This window comes from Collinsella sp. AF39-11AT, from assembly GCF_003474585.1.
GTDB lineage: Bacteria > Actinomycetota > Coriobacteriia > Coriobacteriales > Coriobacteriaceae > Collinsella.
This window is the reverse complement of the sequence record NZ_QROG01000001.1, coordinates 142,900-161,624: the sequence shown is the minus strand read 5'-3', so window position 1 is coordinate 161,624 and position 18,725 is coordinate 142,900. Positions and strand designations below refer to the sequence as shown.

15 protein-coding genes and 1 tRNA gene are annotated in these 18,725 nt (G+C 60.2%); 13 read left to right on the top strand and 3 right to left on the bottom strand.

What is annotated here, in order from left to right; all coding sequences use genetic code 11:
• Nucleotides 1-59 precede the first annotated feature (59 nt).
• From lysS to DW037_RS00760, 6 genes are all read left to right on the top strand, one after another.
• Entirely contained in the window at nucleotides 60-2,024 is a 1,965-nt protein-coding gene (gene lysS, locus DW037_RS00785; RefSeq protein ID WP_117635963.1) for a lysine--tRNA ligase, read from the top strand.
• A gap of 320 nt (nucleotides 2,025-2,344) precedes the next feature.
• Complete coding sequence (locus DW037_RS00780) at nucleotides 2,345-3,913, top strand: threonine/serine exporter ThrE family protein (RefSeq protein ID WP_199408686.1); 1,569 nt, start codon at nucleotides 2,345-2,347, stop codon at nucleotides 3,911-3,913.
• Nucleotides 3,914-4,210: 297 nt separating this feature from the next.
• Nucleotides 4,211-6,853 carry an ATP-dependent Clp protease ATP-binding subunit gene (locus DW037_RS00775; protein WP_117635964.1) on the top strand — a complete coding sequence of 881 codons (2,643 nt, stop codon included), beginning with the start codon at nucleotides 4,211-4,213 and terminating at the stop codon, nucleotides 6,851-6,853.
• A gap of 124 nt (nucleotides 6,854-6,977) precedes the next feature.
• Nucleotides 6,978-7,337, top strand: coding sequence for a type II toxin-antitoxin system RelB/DinJ family antitoxin (locus tag DW037_RS00770; protein ID WP_099432102.1), 360 nt, complete (start codon nucleotides 6,978-6,980; stop codon nucleotides 7,335-7,337).
• Entirely contained in the window at nucleotides 7,334-7,855 is a 522-nt protein-coding gene (locus DW037_RS00765) for a PIN domain-containing protein (RefSeq protein WP_117635965.1), read from the top strand. Before DW037_RS00770 ends, DW037_RS00765 begins: the two co-directional genes overlap by 4 nt.
• A 148-nt stretch (nucleotides 7,856-8,003) precedes the next feature.
• The gene (locus DW037_RS00760) at nucleotides 8,004-9,461 is read left to right on the top strand and encodes an aminoacyl-histidine dipeptidase (RefSeq protein ID WP_117635966.1); all 1,458 of its coding nucleotides are present in this window, start codon (nucleotides 8,004-8,006) and stop codon (nucleotides 9,459-9,461) included.
• A gap of 127 nt (nucleotides 9,462-9,588) precedes the next feature.
• Here the strand turns inward: DW037_RS00760 and DW037_RS00755 are convergent, their stop codons facing one another.
• From DW037_RS00755 to DW037_RS00745, 3 genes are all read right to left on the bottom strand, one after another.
• A complete protein-coding gene (locus tag DW037_RS00755) occupies nucleotides 9,589-10,893 on the bottom strand; it encodes a type II toxin-antitoxin system HipA family toxin (protein WP_117635967.1) in 1,305 nt (434 codons plus the stop codon).
• Entirely contained in the window at nucleotides 10,894-11,325 is a 432-nt protein-coding gene (locus DW037_RS00750; RefSeq protein ID WP_158571890.1) for a helix-turn-helix domain-containing protein, read from the bottom strand.
• 128 nt (nucleotides 11,326-11,453) lie between these two features.
• Nucleotides 11,454-12,032 (bottom strand): manganese efflux pump MntP family protein, encoded by a 579-nt coding sequence (locus DW037_RS00745; protein ID WP_118372637.1) that lies wholly within the window; start codon nucleotides 12,030-12,032, stop codon nucleotides 11,454-11,456.
• Nucleotides 12,033-12,408: 376 nt separating this feature from the next.
• On the opposite strand from DW037_RS00745, the gene disA reads away from it, so the two are divergent.
• The 7 genes from disA (at nucleotide 12,409) to DW037_RS00710 (ending at nucleotide 18,286) form a co-directional block, all read left to right on the top strand.
• Entirely contained in the window at nucleotides 12,409-13,449 is a 1,041-nt protein-coding gene (disA, locus tag DW037_RS00740) for a DNA integrity scanning diadenylate cyclase DisA (RefSeq protein WP_369831362.1), read from the top strand.
• Nucleotides 13,449-14,177 (top strand): 2-C-methyl-D-erythritol 4-phosphate cytidylyltransferase, encoded by a 729-nt coding sequence (gene ispD / locus DW037_RS00735; protein ID WP_117769324.1) that lies wholly within the window; start codon nucleotides 13,449-13,451, stop codon nucleotides 14,175-14,177. Before disA ends, ispD begins: the two co-directional genes overlap by 1 nt.
• Nucleotides 14,167-14,661 (top strand): 2-C-methyl-D-erythritol 2,4-cyclodiphosphate synthase, encoded by a 495-nt coding sequence (ispF, locus tag DW037_RS00730; protein WP_006234975.1) that lies wholly within the window; start codon nucleotides 14,167-14,169, stop codon nucleotides 14,659-14,661. Before ispD ends, ispF begins: the two co-directional genes overlap by 11 nt.
• 3 nt (nucleotides 14,662-14,664) lie before the next feature.
• Complete coding sequence (cysS, locus tag DW037_RS00725; RefSeq protein WP_118372636.1) at nucleotides 14,665-16,131, top strand: cysteine--tRNA ligase; 1,467 nt, start codon at nucleotides 14,665-14,667, stop codon at nucleotides 16,129-16,131.
• Between the two features lie 255 nt (nucleotides 16,132-16,386).
• Nucleotides 16,387-17,307: a 23S rRNA (guanosine(2251)-2'-O)-methyltransferase RlmB gene (rlmB, locus tag DW037_RS00720; RefSeq protein WP_117563795.1), complete on the top strand. Its 921-nt coding sequence runs from the start codon at nucleotides 16,387-16,389 to the stop codon at nucleotides 17,305-17,307.
• 3 nt (nucleotides 17,308-17,310) lie between these two features.
• Nucleotides 17,311-17,988, top strand: coding sequence for an NYN domain-containing protein (locus DW037_RS00715; protein WP_055309418.1), 678 nt, complete (start codon nucleotides 17,311-17,313; stop codon nucleotides 17,986-17,988).
• Between the two features lie 223 nt (nucleotides 17,989-18,211).
• Nucleotides 18,212-18,286: transfer RNA gene (locus DW037_RS00710), tRNA-Thr, on the top strand.
• Nucleotides 18,287-18,725 lie beyond the last annotated feature (439 nt).

Sequence of the window (18,725 nt, the reverse complement as noted above, 5' to 3'; positions counted from 1 at the left end):
TATGTTTTCGCTCCCTGGGACCGAATCCTGGGGAGCGTTTTAGTTCGAGGAGCTAACTTATGGCAGAGAACCAGAACGCCGCAGATCAGGCATCGACGCTCAACGACGAGCGCGCCACCCGCCTGGCCAAGCGCGCCGCCCTGTTCGAGGCGGGCCAGAACCCCTATCCCGAGCACTCTGAGCTTGAGGACTACGTTGCCGATATCGAGGCTAAGTACGCCGAGCTTGCCGATGGCGAGGACACCGAGGACGTCGTGAAGATCGGCGGCCGTGTGGTCGCCAAGCGCGGTCAGGGCAAGATCATGTTCATCGTCGTACGCGATGCGACTGCCGAGATTCAGCTGTTCTGCCGCATCAACGACATGGACGAGGCTGCCTGGAATACGCTCAAGTCCCTCGACCTGGGCGACATCCTGGGCGTGACCGGCGTGGTTGTGCGCACCCAGCGCGGCCAGCTTTCCGTTGCCCCTAAGAGCGCGACCCTGCTTGCCAAGGCCGTTCGTCCGCTGCCCGAGAAGTTCCACGGTCTTTCCGATAAGGAGACCCGCTATCGCCAGCGCTATGTTGACCTGATCGCCAACGACGACGTTCGCGAGACGTTCCGTAAGCGTTCGCAGATTCTCTCCACCTTCCGTCGCTTTATGGAGTCCGACGGCTACATGGAGGTCGAGACCCCCATCCTGCAGACCATCCAGGGCGGCGCTACGGCTAAGCCGTTCATCACGCACTTCAACGCGCTCGATCAGGAGTGCTACCTGCGCATTGCTACCGAGCTGCACCTCAAGCGCTGCATCGTCGGCGGTTTTGAGCGCGTGTTCGAGATCGGCCGTATCTTCCGTAACGAGGGCATGGACCTTACCCACAACCCCGAGTTCACCACGATGGAGGCCTATCGTGCCTTCTCCGACCTCGAGGGCATGAAGGCGCTCGCCCAGGGTGTCATTAAGGCGGCTAACAAGGCCATCGGCAACCCCGAGGTCATCGAGTACCAGGGTCAGACCATCGACCTTTCTGGTGAGTGGGCCAGCCGTCCCATGACCGACATCGTCTCCGACGTGCTCGGCAAACAGGTCACCATCGATACGCCGGTCGAGGAGCTTGCTGCTGCCGCGCGCGAGAAGGGCCTGGAGATTAAGCCCGAGTGGACCGCCGGCAAGATTATCGCCGAGATCTACGATGAGCTGGGCGAGGACACCATCGTCAACCCCACGTTCGTGTGCGATTACCCCATCGAGGTCAGCCCGCTTGCCAAGCGCTTTGAGGACGACCCGCGCCTGACGCACCGCTTTGAGCTGGTTATCGCCGGTCACGAGTACGCCAACGCGTTCTCCGAGCTCAACGACCCGGTCGACCAGGCCGAGCGCTTTGCCGCCCAGATGGCCGAGAAGGCTGGCGGCGACGACGAGGCCATGGAGTACGACGAGGATTACGTGCGCGCCCTCGAGTACGGTATGCCTCCTGCGGGCGGCATCGGCATCGGTATCGATCGCGTGGTCATGCTGCTCACCAACCAGGCTTCCATCCGCGACGTGCTGCTGTTCCCGCACATGAAGCCCGAGAAGGGTTTCCAGTCCGGTGCCGCTGCCGCCAAGGCTGCCGAGGCCGGCAACACCGCGAGCCCGTTCGTCAAGCCGCTCAAGCCCACGGTTGATTATTCCAAGATTGCCGTCGAGCCGCTGTTTGAGGAGTTCGTCGACTTTGATACCTTCTCCAAGAGCGATTTCCGCGCTGTGAAGGTCAAGGCGTGCGAGGCCGTCAAGAAGTCCAAGAAGCTGCTGAACTTTACGCTCGACGACGGCACCGGCACCGATCGTACCATCCTCTCCGGCATTCACGGTTATTATGAGCCCGAGGACCTGGTCGGCAAGACCTTGCTCGCCATCACCAACCTGCCTCCGCGCAAGATGATGGGCATTCCCAGCTGCGGCATGCTCATCAGCGCTATCCACGAGGAGGAGGGCGAGGAGCGTCTCAATCTGATCCAGCTCGACGCTTCCATCCCCGCCGGCGCAAAGATGTACTAACTAGTTACGCGGTTCTACGAACCGCGTAACGGCTCGACACTGCGCGGGCCGCATTTGGACAATCTGACGTTCAATTTCAAGGGCGCGACCAGAAGGTCAGCGCCCTTTCGTTTCACGTCACCTTGTCTCAAATGCGGCCCGCTCGCTGACGTTGCCAATACATCGGCGTTGCCTTGGCCGTCAATAGTCATTGGGGACGTTCTTAAACGACTACCCAACGGCTATTGAGCACATGGCTCGCATGGCAGCCGTCTCTTTTATGTTTCCTTTAGCCGTTGCTGCCTAGGATGGGGGTTAGTCGGTAGGAAGGGAGCGTCTATATGGACGACGCGAGCGAGCGTGCAATCGAAGAGGACATGCTCGATCAGTTCAATTACTTTGACGATGAGGATGAGGAGCTAATCGATCGTCGCGAGCCGGCATCGCTTGACTCATTTGATCTGGTCGATGAAGAGACTGATGAGGTTGAGGACGAATCAACGGAGCCCCCACAGTCTTCGCGCCTTGACTCGCTGCTTTCGAGAGCCCCCATGCACCACGGTGTTCGTGCCGGCGCACTCCATATGAAAACAGACTGGCACCAGATCGTGACGGCAGGCGATGAGCTTGCCGTCGATGCACCGCTCACCGATAAGTCATCCATCATCTGCCGCACCGGTATGCTTATGCTCGCGAGCGGAACGGGTGCCTGGCGTGTACGCGATACCATGAATCGCGTTGCCGCCGTACTCGGTGTCACCGTCCACGTTGACTTAAGTCTTCTGTCGTTTGAGTGCACCTGCATCGAAGATGGCCACTGCTTTAACGAGGTTGTCAGCCTGCCCACAACGGGAGTCAATACCCATCGCATTTGGATGATGGAGAGCTTCCTAAAGGAAATCGAGACGTATGGGCGCCGGTTTACCGTGCACGAATACCACGAGATGCTCAAGACCGTTGAGAGTTCAAAACCCGATTACTCTCCCTGGCAACAGGGCCTTGCGGCAGCTTGTGCTTGCGGCGCCTTCGTCTTTTTGCTCGGCGGCGGCCCTATCGAGATGGCCTGCGCATTCGTAGGCGCTGGTGTTGGCAACTTTGCTCGCTCTCATATTCTCAAGCAGGGTCTTGGCCAGTTTAGCGCGCTGACGATTGGCGTTGCGCTCGCTTGCGTTTCGTATCTGCTGACATTGCTCGGCCTTGGCCAGGTCGTACCGGGGGCAATGTCGCACCAAGAAGGCTATATCGGCGCCATGCTCTTTGTGATTCCCGGCTTTCCCCTCATTACGGCAGGCCTCGACATCGCTAAGCTCGATATGCGAAGCGGCATTGAGCGTCTTTCGTATGCCGTGTCGATTATTGTGATGGCGACCCTTGTGGGCTGGATGGTTGCCGAGTGTGTGGGGCTGGCACCGGATGATTTTGCCCCGCTCGGCCTTTCGCCGCTTGCCCTTACGCTCCTGCGCGTGGTGATGAGCTTTGTTGGCGTATTCGGCTTCTCGGTGATGTTCAACAGCCCGGTAAAGATGGCCGCGGCAGCTGGGCTGATCGGCGCCGTGTCCAATACCTTGCGTCTGACCCTTGTTGATGCGCCGGCGCTGTTTCCCTTCCTGGGCCTGAGCTTAGGTATGCCTCCCGAGGCGGCAGCGTTTATCGGTGCGCTGGTATCGGGCCTGCTCGCGAGCTTAGCCGAAATCAAGCTCACCTACCCACGTATCGCCCTCACGGTGCCATCGATTGTCATTATGGTGCCGGGCTTGTATCTGTATCGCTCGATGTATTACATGTGCACCTTCGACACGGTCAATATGCTCGGCTGGTTTGTGCGTGCAGTGCTCATTGTGGCGTTTCTGCCCGTTGGCCTGGGCGTGGCGAGAACCCTCACCGACTCTCGCTGGCGTCACACCAGCTAATTGGTGCAAATGAAACTGATCCGCAAAACATGAACGTGGATAATCTCCCGTTTTTGGCCTGTTTACGGGCTCAAAACGGGAGATTATCCACGCTCGTGGAATGGGTGTCCGAAAATCCACGCTCGTTGGGCCGATGCAGAGGCACCTGGCAATTCCTTTTTTGTAGACGTTGTCGCGCGGCTACGGGCAGGAAAGGTCCCAACGGTTAACATATACTCCATATGGGTAAAGAGACCAAAGCGCCGCCACGAGTGGCGCTTTGCGTTTGAAAAACTAGCTCGTCTAAGAGGAACTAGCATGTTAGACCGTTTTACCGATCGCGCGCGCAAGGTCATGTCCATGGCCAAGCAGGAGGCGCTCGATCTGCACTCAAATAAGGTGGGCACCGAGCACCTGCTGCTCGCGCTTGCCAAGGAGGACGAGGGCATTGCCGCCGAGGCGCTGCGTTCGCTCGACATCTCCTACGATGACATCATGGATACCCTCAAAGAGGTCCAGACCACGGTTCCCGAGCCCAGCGAGGAGACCGAGGCTGCCAAGCTCGCCTTTACGCCGCTCGTCATCAGCGTGATGGAGCGCTCCTTCCGCGTGGCACGCGAGAACAACCAGACCTACGTTTCGACCGAGCACTTGCTGATCGGCATCGTCGAAGAGGGCAACGGCATGGCCATGGACATCCTCATGCGCCTGGGCGTGTCGTCTGCTTCCATTAAAAAGGCTATCGAGAAACTCACCGCCAAGGACCAGGACAAGAAGCGTCCGCTCGCCGGTGCCGGTGCCGGGCGTCCCGGTGCGGGCCTGCCGTTCTTTAGCGGCTCGGATGCCTCTCAGCAAAAGGGGAGTGGCACCGACACGCTCAAGCAGTTCGCGACCAACCTCACGCAGAAGGCGCGCGACGGCGAGCTCGACCCTGTAATTGGTCGCGAAAAGGAAGTCCAGCGCATGATGGAAATCCTCTCGCGTCGCACCAAAAACAACCCGCTCATCCTGGGCGATCCCGGCGTGGGCAAGACGGCCATCGTCGAGGGCCTGGCTCAGCAGATAGCAGCCGGCAACGTGCCTGAGAACCTCATGAACCAGAATATCTGGACGCTCGACCTGCCGGGTCTCGTGGCGGGTGCCAAGTATCGCGGCGAGTTTGAGGAGCGCCTCAAGAACGTGATCCAGGAGGCCACCGAAGCGGACGACGTCATCCTGTTTATCGACGAGATGCACACCATCATCGGTGCCGGTTCTGCCGAGGGCTCCATCGATGCGAGCTCCATGCTCAAGCCCGTACTCGCGCGCGGTGCCTTCCAGATTATCGGCGCCACCACGGCCGAGGAATTCCGCAAGTACCTCACCAAGGACCCGGCCTTCGAGCGTCGCTTCCAGACCATCGATGTCGAGGAGCCGAGCGTCGAGGACACGGTCAAGATCCTGACCGCGCTTAAGCCGCGCTACGAGGAGCACCACCATGTGCGCTATACGCAGGGTGCTATCGAGGCCGCCGCGAACCTTTCCAACCGCTACATCCAGGATCGCTTCCTGCCCGATAAAGCCATCGATCTCATCGACGAGGCCGGTGCCCGCGCTCGCATCGCCGCGAATCGCGCGCCCGAGCCGGTGCGCGAGGCCGAGCAGCGTATAGAGGAGCTCAAGGCCGCCGCGCAGGAGGCCACCGAGAGCGATGACATGAACAAGGCCGCCGAGATCACCGAGCAGCAGAAGGCCGCCGAGATTGAACTCGCCGAAGCCAAGGCCGCCTGGACCGCCGAGCTCGACGCCAGCCCGCTCACCATCGACGTGAGTCAGATCGCCGACATCGTGTCCGTGACCTCTGGCGTGCCGGTTTCCTCGCTCACCGAGAGCGAGAGCCGGCGCCTGCTGCAGACCGAAAGCGTGCTCAAGACGCGCATCATCGGTCAGGATGAGGCAGTCGAGGCCGTCGCCAAGGCCGTGCGCCGCAGCCGTTCGCCGCTCAAGGACCCGCGTCGCCCCGGCGGCAGCTTTATCTTCCTGGGTCCCACCGGCACAGGCAAGACCGAGCTCGCCAAGACGCTCGCCGAGTACCTCTTTGGCAGCAAGGACGCGCTCATCAGCTTCGACATGTCGGAGTTCGGCAGCGAGTTCGAGGTCTCCAAGCTCATCGGTAGCCCTCCGGGTTACGTGGGTCACGACGAGGGCGGTCAGCTTACCAAGGCCGTTCGTCGTCACCCGTATTCGGTCGTGCTGTTCGACGAGATCGAGAAGGCGCACCCCGACATCTTCAACATCCTGCTGCAGGTGCTGGAGGAGGGCCGCCTGACTGATAGCCAGGGCAAGACGGTCGACTTCCGCAACACCGTGATCATCATGACGTCCAACGTGGGCGCCCGCGAGATCGCACAGGATGCGAGCGTTGGCTTTGGCACCACCGGCGAGCAGGGTCTCACGTCGAGTGAAATCAAGGGCCGCGCGATGGGCGAGCTCAAGCGCCTGTTCCGCCCCGAGCTGCTCAACCGTATCGACGACATTGTGGTGTTCCAGAAGCTCACGGGCGAGAATCTCACCAAGATCGCGCACCTGCTGGTGGACGATCTGCGCCAGCGCCTGATCGCAAACGGCATGAACATCAAGCTCACCGATGCGGCCTACGACAAGATTGTGGCCGAGGGTACCGATCTTACCAATGGCGCACGTCCGCTGCGTCGTGCTATTCAAAAGCTCATCGAGGACCCGCTGTCCGAGGAGCTTCTGGCCGGCGAGTGGGGCGAGGGCGATACCGTCCTGTGCGACGTGGCCGATGGCAAGTTTGTCTTTAGCCACGGCACGGGCGAGATCCCGGCACCGCGTCCGGCGGGCACGCTCGGTGGCGATACCGCTCCGGCGGCGCCGCACACCGGAAACGCCGCGCCTGTGAGCAGTGGCGTGAGCTCGGGCCCCGGTGGCATGATGCAAGCCGGCTCTGGTGCGCTGTAGGGATTGAACATACCTTGTATAACGGGGGCGTTTCCGATAAGGAAGCGCCCTCATTTCTATTGAAATGCGCTTCAATCTGCCGTGCTATACTAAAATCGAGATATAGTATAGCAAAGGAGCTGATATGCCTACGTCAATACTCGACACGCGGCCAGTTCAGATGAACGTGCGTATAGATCGCCAGCTCAAAGAGGCGGGAGACGCCGTCCTGACTCATATTGGCATGACGCCGTCACAAGCCGTTCGGACACTTTGGGAGTATCTGGTCGTTAACGGACGCATGCCCTCGAAGGGAGACGCGGCGGCTCCGGTTTCTGACGGAGTGGAGCCCCGGCGCATGGAGTCAAGGGCCGCGCAAGGCAGCCATATCGTTCGCGATTCGTGCCTCAAATACGGCATCCCCATCCCTGAGTTCTCGGGAGACTATGACGACCTCTATGAGGAGGCCATGGCGGAGCGCTATCCCGAGTGGGTGGAACTATGAGCACAGAAGGCGTCCTCAAGCTGTTAATCGATACCAACGTATGGATGGATTATTTTTCTGGCAGGTCCGACCGTACGGCAAATGTCGTCCATCTGATCGAGATTGCCGACGCCTCGGAGCGGATTGCCCTGTTTGCCTCGTCGCTTTCGGTCAAAGACGTTTCATATCTTGTCTCGGCGGCAATCAAGCAGGAGTGCCGAAGAAAGACTGGCTCACTGAGCGATAACGCCATTGCGGCGGCAGACGAAACGGCCTGGGCATGCGTTCGACAGATGCGCGAGCTAGCCCTCATCGCCCCGGTCGGTGCAGACGAGGTCTTCGACTCCTTTGTGTTCAAGTACCACCACAATGACTTTGAGGACGACCTGATGCTGGGCGTCGCCAATCGCATTGATGCCGATTACGTCGTGACGGAGGACAAGAATCTTATTAAACACACCAATGGTGTATGCATTAATGTTCAACAGGCGTTGAGGTTGGTTGGGGGGTCCAACGTTCCCTCTGCACGGCCCGTCTAGCTTGCTTTACCTTGATAAAGTGGCGTTTCCCCGCCGTTAGCCGATGATGCAAGGGCGCTCGGCGTTTTCGACTGGTTTATGCACGCAAAGTCTGGGAATATACAAGTCGCATGTCTTACTGTCTAACCAGTTGCGCCAAGGAGGCACCATGGATTACAAGATCACCGGCTACGAGCCCGCCCAACTGTTCCATTTCTTTGAGGAGGTCAGCGCGATCCCCCGTGGGTCTGGCAACGAGAAGGGCATCAGCGATTTCCTGGTTGCGTTTGCTAAGGAGCGCGGCCTCGATGTGTACCAGGACGAGGTCTACAACGTCATCATTCGCAAGCCCGCTTCTGCCGGCGCCGAGAATGCTCCGACCGTGATGCTGCAGGGCCACATCGATATGGTGTGCGACAAGTTGGGCTCTGTTGAGCACGACTTTACGACCGACGGTATTGACCTGGTCGTCAAGGACGGCGTCCTCACCGCTAACGGCACCACTCTGGGCGCCGACAACGGTATCGCCGTCGCGCTTATGCTCACTGTTCTCGATGACGATTCGATCGTTCACCCCGCCCTCGAGTGCGTATTCACCACCGACGAGGAGACTGGCCTGGTCGGCGCCGAGACGCTCGACAAGTCCCAGATTAGCGCCCGCACCATGATTAACCTTGACTCCGAGGAAGAGGGCGTTGCCACCGTCAGCTGCGCCGGCGGCGTCGTCGTTACCTACACCTGCCCCATCGCGCGCGAGCACAAGACCGGTAGCACCCTCACGCTCGACATCTCCGGCCTGCTGGGCGGCCACTCCGGCAGCGATATCCACCTGGAGCGCGGCAACGGCAACCTCATCATGGCCCGCATCATCGACCGCCTGATGGTTGCCGGCGAGCCCGCCATCGTGAGCTTTAACGGCGGCACCAAGGACAACGCCATCAACCGTGAGTGCAAGGCTGTTCTGGTCTATGCCGACCACGCTGCCGCCGAGGCCGCGGCCCAGATCGCAAAGGACATCATCGCCGACGTCACTGCCGAGCTCGAGGTCTTCGACCCCGGCTTTACCTGCACCGTCGAGATTGCCGACGACGCCGAGGTCGAGGCCATGGACCAGAAGTCCGCGCTTGCCCTCATCCGCGCTCTGCGTCTTGCCCCCAATGGTGTGATTCGCCGCAACGTCGCCACCGACGGCTCAGTCGAGGTTTCCTCCAACATCGGCGTGGTTGCCACCTCTGACGACGAGGTTAAGATCATGCTTTCCCCGCGCTCCTCGATCACCTCGCTGCAGAACGAGTTCAAGGATCGTTTGCAGACGCTTGCCGATGTCCTGGGCTTCGACGCCAAGTTTGAGTTCGAGTATCCCGGCTGGAGCTATGCCGAGCATTCGCCGGTCCGCGACGTCTTTGTCGAGAGCTATCGCGAGCTCTTTGGCTCCGAGCTGCGCATCGAGTCCATTCACGCCGGCCTTGAGTGCGGCCTGTTTGCCGAGGCCCTGCACGGCCTGGATGCCATCGCCGTGGGCCCGACGCTCTCCGATGTCCACACCCCGGACGAGAGCATGGAGCTCGCTTCTGCCGAGCGCTTCTACGAGCTGCTCATCGACGTGCTCAAGCGCCTCGCCGCGTAAAGGTTGCGCTAGCAGCAGTCCGAGCCACGTGCTAGCGGATTGCAAATGACATTACGAGAGGGGGTACCCGGTCTTTTGCGACAGGTGTCCCCTCTCTTCTTTTAAGAAATGGGAAATTGATTGGCGTCTAGCCCATATCCGCCCTGATGAGGTCGAGGGTTCGCTGGCAGTTTTCGCGGACGGGGCCGAGCATGTGCTCGCGCAGGTCCGCCATGCCGGGCAGGTCGGCGTATTCGTCCATGATCTCTTCCATGCAAATGGGCACCTCGTAGGCGAGGTCCATCATGGTCGCAAAGCAAAACTTCTCGGATAGCCCGGCATCGGTGAGCGCCGCCTCCAGCGCGGGGTCGCCCATACCGTGGTATCGGCGGATAGCGCCTGGACCGATGCGCCCCACTCGATTTTCGCCGCCAACGCTCATGGCAAGGCGCGCCCGGCGGCGCATACGCTCGTACGCCAAGCCCGATGCGACATCGTACATGGGTGCGAGCGCTGCGTTTGTGCCTTTACCTAGGATGAGCGAGTAGTTTTTAGCGTGTGCGTCAGGCGCTCCGATAATGGCGTTATAGAACAACATATAGGTAAAAAGCACAAGATTCATGTGGTGGGGGACTGTGTTAATCAGTCGTTCTTGGATGTCTCGTGTGGTTGGTCCTCCGTCGGCGGTGTATTTCTGGCTTGGCAATACACCGAGCGCCTGGCAAAAGTCCTCCTGATGCAGCCTTTCGATATTTCCGCTGCTATTGACAATTCTGTCGTACCGTTCAACGACGAGCGCGGCTTCGTCTTCAAATGTGCAATAGGAGACGTTGGCAGTTGGAATGCCAACACGCCGAGCCGTTTTCATGCAGACGAATTCGTTTAAGGCCTGATGTTTGAACCCAACGACACCATTTTTGAAGATATGGGTAGTGGGGGATGACCCTAGACATTCGCACCATTGGCCATCATGCCAAGCTAGTGCAAATTTGCCTTGGTTGCCGCCCAGGGACCAGCTTTCGTTGGAGCCCATCCATGTCTCTCTTTCGTCATCGCGAATTGCTTTGAGCTTGTGAGCGATTTGAGAATTGGTAAGCGGGCGGTATGCCGAGACCCTGCCGCGGGCGGCGCCTAATTGATCGGTTCGACAAAACTGAACGGCCCCTGCGCAGTCAAGACCGATATGGCACAAGAGGGCGACGGGGTTGTTGGATGCAACGTCATGCTCGGCGGCAATAGCGCGACGCTGCTCTTGGCTGTCGGGCAAAAGGCCAAATAGGAACGGGCGGACGATGTTATGGCCATACGTGCGATTGGAAAGCGGCATTGTAAGCGATAGTGGTGCTCCGCGATAGGTTGGGGCGTATACAAAGCTGCAGAGTCCATGCTCGTCTTGCCGGAGAGTGCCTGCGATTTCGCCACAAATGAGGGTCGCAAGCTCCATCTCTGCCATTTATTTCACAACCTTACAGTCAAAGGAGACGTCTGAAGTGTCGGAAAGGCCTTGCTCGGCTGCGATTTGGGCCAGCAAGGCACCATAGGAAGATGGCGTTCCTTGTCGAGCGGGTCGTCTGCCTACGCTTGGCTTTGGCAGGGCATTCGAGTTCGCGATAGGGAGGTCCGCTTTCGTCGTCGGATGTTCGGAGGGCGATGCGATGGAGTCGTTATCGCTTTGCGCAAAGAGACCTATGCCGAGTGCGTTAAAGACGGACAGCAACTTGTCGAGTCGAATGCCGGTGGCGTCTCCTAGCTCGAGCGATGCGAGCAGGCGCTCTGAAACACTGGCCGTTTTGGCGAGGGCGGCACGGGTGAGACCCTGAGCCTCGCGTGCCTGGCGCACGTAGATGCCAGCTTGGCGCGGTGTGGTGATGGGAAGGGTATTCACGGCGATCTCCTAACGTGCAGACTTTTGCATATCAGTATGACATGCAAAAGTCTGCACGAAAAGGCCTCATGCAAAACTTTGCATGAGGCCTTGTACTGGCGTTGAGTTTTGAGCGATTGTGTTTGGCGTTACAGCGCCAAAATCCCCCGATGCTCAAGCAAGATCTTAAGTCCGATGAGGATGAGCACGATGCCGCCCACGATGGTGGCAGGTTTTTCGTAGCGCGCGCCAAAGGTGTGGCCGATCGCTACGCCGGCGACGGAGAAGATAAACGTTGTGACGCCGATAAGCGATACAGCGGGAACGATGTCGACCGAAAGCGCGGCGAACGAGATGCCCACGGCCAGGGCGTCGATTGAAGTGGCGATGGCGAGGATCAGGTACTCGCTCAGTTCAATCTTTTCGGCATTCTTGCCGTCGCCTTCATCCTCGTCCTCGGTAAAAGCCTCCCACAGCATTTTGCCGCCGATGAAGGCCAAAAGGATAAAGGCAATCCAATGGTCGATGGGGCCGATGATGCCCATAAACTGGCTGCCAAGCGCCCATCCGATCACGGGCATGCCGGCCTGGAAGCCGCCAAAGAACAGGCCGAGCACTACGGCGACCTTAAGGTTGATCTTCTTCATGCCAAGGCCCTTGCAGATGGATACGGCAAAGGCGTCCATCGAAAGGCCAATGGCGAGCAGCACGAGCTCTACGAGTCCCATGGTTTGGCTCCCTCCTTGCGGGCGAACCCGCGTGTACTTCTGACAGGGGAGCAACAAAAAAGACCCGTGGCGTACGCGCCGCGCGTACAACCACGAGTCTCGTTCATTAAGGCAAGCCAGACCGTGTCGGCCAGTATGTTGACTTGCCGCGCCACCGGAGGCGAACCCGGTCACGCGACTACTCCCTCATTCATGTGAATCCCGATGCTACCACATGAACAGCTCATTTGGGTTGAGGCTCTCAGCGGTGTTCGCTCATTCTGTAAGCATCGGATTTCGCGAGCGCCGCGGGGACAAACCGTGAGAAACTATTTAGCGTTTATGGAGCGTATGCGATGGGAGCGATGCCTTGGATAAGAACGAGCTGCAAAAGCGTATGGAACAGGCCATCCGCCTGACGGCACCTGGCCAGCCGATCCGCACCGCCCTCGACATGATCATTGCTGGTCACCTGGGCGCTCTTATTTGCGTCGGCGACACCGAAAACGTGCTCGCTGCTGGTAACGACGGCTTCCCGCTCAACATTTCGTTTACCTCGAACCGCCTGTTCGAGCTTTCCAAGATGGACGGCGCCATCGTCATCGACGGCGACCTCACCCAGATCCTGCGCGCCAACTTCCACCTCAATCCCGATCCCTCGCTTGCCACGAGTGAGACGGGCATGCGTCACCGCACCGCCGCCCGCATGTCGGTGCTCACGGATGCCATCGTGATCTCGGTCTCGGCCCGTCGTGCCGTCGTCAACGTGTACGTTCACGGCAAGAGCTACGAGATCCAGCCCGTCACCACCATCATGAGCTCGGTCAACCAGCTCGTCGCCACGCTCCAGACTACCCGTCAGTCGCTCGACCGCTCCCTGCTGCGCCTGACGGCCCTCGAGCTCGACGACTACGTTACGCTCGCCGACATTACCGGGATTTTCTCGAGCTTCGAGATCATGCAGCAGGCAAAGACCGAACTTAAGGATTGCATTGTCAAGCTGGGCAACCAGGGCAAGCTCGTGCAGATGCAGCTCGAGCAGCTCGCCGGCTCCAGCATGGATACCGAGTACGACCTGATGATTCGCGACTATGCGAGCGATTCCTCCGAGGCCAATGCCGAAAAGATCCGCGCCAACCTGAGCCGTATGACGCCTAAGGACCTGTCCGACCCACAGCATGTGGCGGCGGTTCTGGGTTACGACGACCTGGACGAGGACTCCGTCATGACGCCGCTGGGCCTGCGCACGCTTTCGCGCGTGTCTGTTGTGCGCGACGGCGTGGCCGAGAAGATCGTCGACGAGTACGGCTCGCTGCAGGAGCTCATGGATGACATCAGCGAGGATCCGGAGCGCCTGGGCGACTTTGGCGTCAACAACCCTGCCATTCTTGCGGACTCCCTGTACCGCATGAAGGGCACCAAACAGGGGAACGCATAATGGCGCCCGTATGCGCCGTGGTCGTTGCCGGCGGCAGCGGCCAGCGCTTTGGAAATCCCGGCGGCAAGCAGCTCGTTAACGTGGCGGGCCGTCCGCTCATGAGCTGGTCCATCCGCGCGTTCGATCGTAGCAACAAGGTCGGCCACATCGTGGTGGTGTGCCCTGCCGAGCGCCGTGCCGAGATGCGCCGCCTGGCCATCGACCCGTTTGACTATGACACGCCCATCAGTTTTGCCGATGCCGGCGATACTCGTCAGGATTCCACCCGCGCCGGCGTGCACGCGGTGCCGGCGGGCTTTGAGTACGTCGCCATCCACGACGGCGCCCGTCCGCTCATCACGACCGAGGCCATCGATCATGCGATCGACGTGCTTGTGGGCGACCGCGCCCTCGACGGTGTCGTGTGCGGTCAGCCCGCGATCGACACGCTCAAGATCGTCGACGGCGATAATATCGTCGAGACGCCGCCGCGTGAGCTCTATTGGGCCGCGCAGACGCCGCAGATCTTTAGCGTCGACGCCATGAAGCGCGCTCACGCCGCAGCCATCGCCGAGGGCTTTATCGGTACCGACGATTCATCGCTGGTTGAGCGCATGGGTGGACGCGTCCGCTGCGTCCAGAGTCCGCGCGACAACCTTAAGGTTACGGTGCCCGAGGACCTGCGTCCCGTAACCGCGATTCTGCTTGGCCGTATGGCCGAGGGAGAGGACCTTCCCCATGTTCAGTAACCTGCGCATTGGCCACGGCTACGACGTCCACCGTTTGGTGGAGGGGCGTCGATGTATCATCGGCGGGGTCGACATCCCCTACGAGCGCGGCCTGCTGGGCCACTCGGATGCCGATGTGCTTGCACACGCGCTGGCAGACGCCATTCTGGGAGCCTGCCGCGGGGGAGACATCGGCAAGCTATTCCCCGACACCGATCCCGCCTACGAGGGTGCCGATTCGATGGTGCTGCTCGCTCGCGTGATGGACTATGCGCGCGAGCTGGGCTTTGAGTTTGTCGATGCCGACTGCACCATTGCCTGCCAGCAGCCTAAGATCACCCCGCACCGCGATGCCATGCGCGCCAACCTTGCCCATGCCCTGGGCGTTGACGTCGAAAACGTGGGCGTTGCCGCCACTACGACCGAAAAGCTCGGCTGGGAAGGCCAAGGCGAGGGAATTGGCGCCTGGGCCGTCTGCCTGCTACAGAAAACCGTTAAGGAGTAACGAATGCGTATCTACAACAGCGCTACCCATAAAAAGGAAGAGTTCCAGCCCATCGAGTCCGGCAAGGTCCGCATGTACGTGTGCGGCCCCACGGTCTACGACAACATCCACATCGGCAACGCCCGCACGTTCATCAGCTTCGATGTGATTCGCCGCTGGCTCATCGCGAGCGGCTACGAGGTCACGTTCGCCCAGAACCTCACCGATGTCGATGACAAGATCATCAAGCGCGCCAACGAGCAGGGCCGAACGGCCGCCGAGGTCGCGACGGAGTTCTCCGACAAGTTCATCGGCGTCATGCGCGCCGCCAACGTGCTCGATCCCGATGTGCGCCCCCGCGCCACCAAGGAGATCGGCCCCATGATCGCTATGATCAAGACGCTTATCGAGCAGGGTCACGCTTACGCCGCCGATAACGGCGACGTGTACTTTGCCGTGCGCAGCGATCCCAACTATGGTCAGGTCTCGGGCCGCAACATCGACGACCTTATGGTTGGCGCGCGCATCGAGGAGAACGAGGACAAGAACGACCCGCTCGACTTTGCCCTGTGGAAGGCCGCCAAGCCCGGCGAGCCCAGCTGGCCGAGCCCCTGGGGCGAGGGCCGTCCCGGTTGGCACACCGAGTGCGCCGCCATGGTGCATCGCTACCTGGGCACCCCGATCGACATCCACGGCGGCGGCTCCGACCTTGCCTTCCCGCATCACGAGAACGAGTGCGCCCAGGCCACCTGCGCCTGGCACCAGGGTTTCTCCAACACCTGGATGCACACGGGCATGCTGCTGGTCGACGGCGAGAAGATGTCCAAGTCGCTCGGAAACTTCTTTACGCTGGCTGAGGTGCTCGAACAGCACTCTGCCGCGGCCCTGCGCCTGCTGATGCTGCAGACGAGCTATCGCTCGCCGCTTGACTTTTCTTGGGAGCGCCTGGAGGGTGCCGAGAACTCGCTCATGCGTATCGCCGGTACGGTCGAGAACCTGCGCTGGGCCGCGAACCATGCGACGGCCGATGCCGATGAGGCAGCATCCGAGGCGTTTGCCGCCAAGGCCGCTGAGACCCGTGCCACCTTTAAGGAGTGCATGGACGACGACTTTAACACCGCTGGTGCCATGGGTGCCGTCTTTGGCTTTGTGACCGAGTGCAACCAGTACCTGGAGCAGGCGGGCGACGCTGCCGACAAGGCCGCCGCGCTTGCCGCCGCCGATACGCTGGTCGAGCTGCTCGATACGTTTGGCGTTGAGCTCCCCGAGCCCAAGGTCGAGCTGCCGCTGGGTCTGCTAGGCGTTGCCGCCGGCCTGGTCGCCTACACGGGCGACGATGTGGACGAGGCCGCTGCCAAGATTCTCGAGGCCCGCGCCGAGGCCCGCGCCGCCAAGAACTGGGATCTGGCAGATGCCATCCGCGATCAGCTCAAGGACCTGGGTCTGACGATCGAAGATACTGCAGCTGGCACCCGTATCAAGACTCTCTAATCCCTGCTGGTTTCCCAAGCACCCGACCTTGCCGTTCAAACCGTCGCTCGCGTACTCAAGTACGCGTCGCTCCTCTTTCACGGCCATCTCGGACACTTGGAAAACCCGTGCCGACCGCCCGAGCCACGGCACCTTGCCTTTCAATCGTCGGGCATGACCTCAAGGTCTATGCCCTCCTCTTTCAAGGCAATCTGCCGCACCTCGGGCGGTCGGTCTATTTGTTTCGTTTGATAGTCGTATTTAGGAGGTCGCTTTATGGCCGACAATCGCAAGCGTGCGCCTCGTGGTGGCAAACAGGCTGCTTCTGGCTCGCGCCCGATTCGCCGCAATGACCGCGCTGCCGCTTCCAAGGGCCAGCGCGAGCGCTCCCAAGCCCAGGCTGCGCGTCCGCAGCGAAATCGCAACCGCGACAACATTCAGGTCCCCAAGGGCGAGTTTATCGAAGGTCGCCGTGCTGCCGCCGAGGCCCTGCGCACCGGCTTTCCCGTCAAGTGCGCGCTCATCGCCGAGGGCGGGGAGCGCGATGCTGCCTTGTCGCGCCTGGTCGACGATCTCAACGCCGCGGGTGTCCGCATTAAGTATGTGCCGCGCGCGCAGCTCGATGCGCTGTCGAGCCATGGCGCTCACCAGGGCATTGCGCTCGAGGTGGGCAACTTCCCCTATGCCGATGTTGCCGATATCCTCGACCGCGCGGGCGAGGGTCCGGCTCTTGTCGTCGTGCTCGACCACGTGACCGACGACGGTAACTTTGGCGCCATCGTGCGCTCTGCCGAGGTCGTGGGCGCGGCGGGCGTCATCATTGCCAACAAGCGCGCCGCCGGTGTGACCGTCGGCAGCTACAAGACCTCTGCCGGCGCCGTTATGCATCTGCCCATCGCACAGGTTCCCAACATCGCTCGAGCGCTCGACGACCTCAAGGCCGCCGGCTTTTGGGTGGGCGGTGCTTCCGAGCACGCCGAGGGCAGCTGCTGGGATGCTCCCTTCGAGGGCCGCGTTGCGCTCGTCATGGGCTCCGAGGGCGACGGCATCTCGCGCCTGGTGCTTGAGAAATGCGACTTTTTGACCAAGCTTCCCCAGCGCGGCATGACCGAGAGTCTCAATGTTGCCCAGGCGACCACTGCGCTGTGCTTTGAGTGGTTGCGCCGCAATGCCGGCGAGCTCATGGGGGAGGAGTAGCGCATGTCCAAGAAGAACCGCGCCAAGTCCAAGGCCAAGCGCTTTGGCGAGGGCTCGGCCAAGCCGATCGTTTCGGCCGCGACCTATGGTGTGGGCGGCAATGCGTTTGCGCAGGCCATCGCCGATCCGGTCTCGACGGTGCACTCCAATAAGCCCGAGCTGCTGGTGGTCGACGGCTACAACGTGATTCACTGCACGCCGCGCTACGAAAAGCTCGTCTACGACCATTCCGACGATCCATATTCCAGCGACGTCCACGATATGGCTCGTACTGCGCTTATCAACGATGTCGCGGCGTTTGCCCAGGGCCGTTACGAGGCCGTGATCGTGTTCGACGGCGCGGGCAACATCTCCAACGAGCGCCCCAACCTACCGGCCCGCGGCGTGCGCATCGAGTTCTCGCCGACGGGCGTCTCTGCCGATACCGTGGTGCAGAAGCTCTGCATCGAGGCACGCGAGGAAGGCCGCGCGTGCTCCGTGGTATCGAGTGACGGCACGATCCAGGCTGTCGTCATGGGGAAGGGCGTCACGCGCATCTCGAGCCGTATGCTGGTGGACGAGATCAAACAGATTGATAACGACGTTCACGAGGCCGAGGAGGCCCCGCAGATCAAGATGACTCTGGGCAGCCGCCTGAGTCCCGATGCCCTGGCCAAGCTTAAGGCCCTGCGCGGACGGTAGGGGATTATCCATAGAGACCCGTTTCCCAATTGGCCGGCCCGTTGATTTGTAATCAATGGACTGTGGGTTGCCGTCGCCAAAACGAATAGTTTTTGGTTTTGGCGAACGGATAAAACTATTCGTTCTGGCGAATAGTTTTGAGATGTGGTCGGTCGAAGGGCCTGTTGCGCCCCGTCTTCAATTCCTTTATCCTTAACAGGCTTCGCGCGAAAGCGCCAAGTGTGCCAGTGTGGCGCAACGGTAGCGCAACTGATTTGTAATCAGTGGGTTGCAGGTTCGATTCCTGTCACTGGCTCCATGAAAGTTTCGGGCTCTGTTCCCCTGTGGGACAGGGCCCGTTTCTTTGTAGGTGGTGTGCCATCGGGTTGGCGCCCATCCCGTTTTTGGTTTGTCTCGTCCTCTAGTTTGTCTAAATCTGTAACAACAAGACCGATATTTGGCATCTAACTGTTACAGATTGAGATGAAACTTAGGGTGTTTTAGGAATATCTTGATCTGTAACATGTAGAAGCGGAATAGGCCTCTTGCTGTTACAGATCGAGACAAGGGCGGGTGCGGACATGGGGTCCTGTTCGAGCGTGGATTTCTGGACACGCGAACGAAGAAAATCTCCCGACCGGAGAACGAGCGTGGATAATTAATTTGGATAGGGAGCTAAGGTAAACGCCGATTGTCTATCGACGGCTTTAGAAACAACGGCCCCGATTTCATTGTGGAATCGGGGTCGTTTGTGCCTC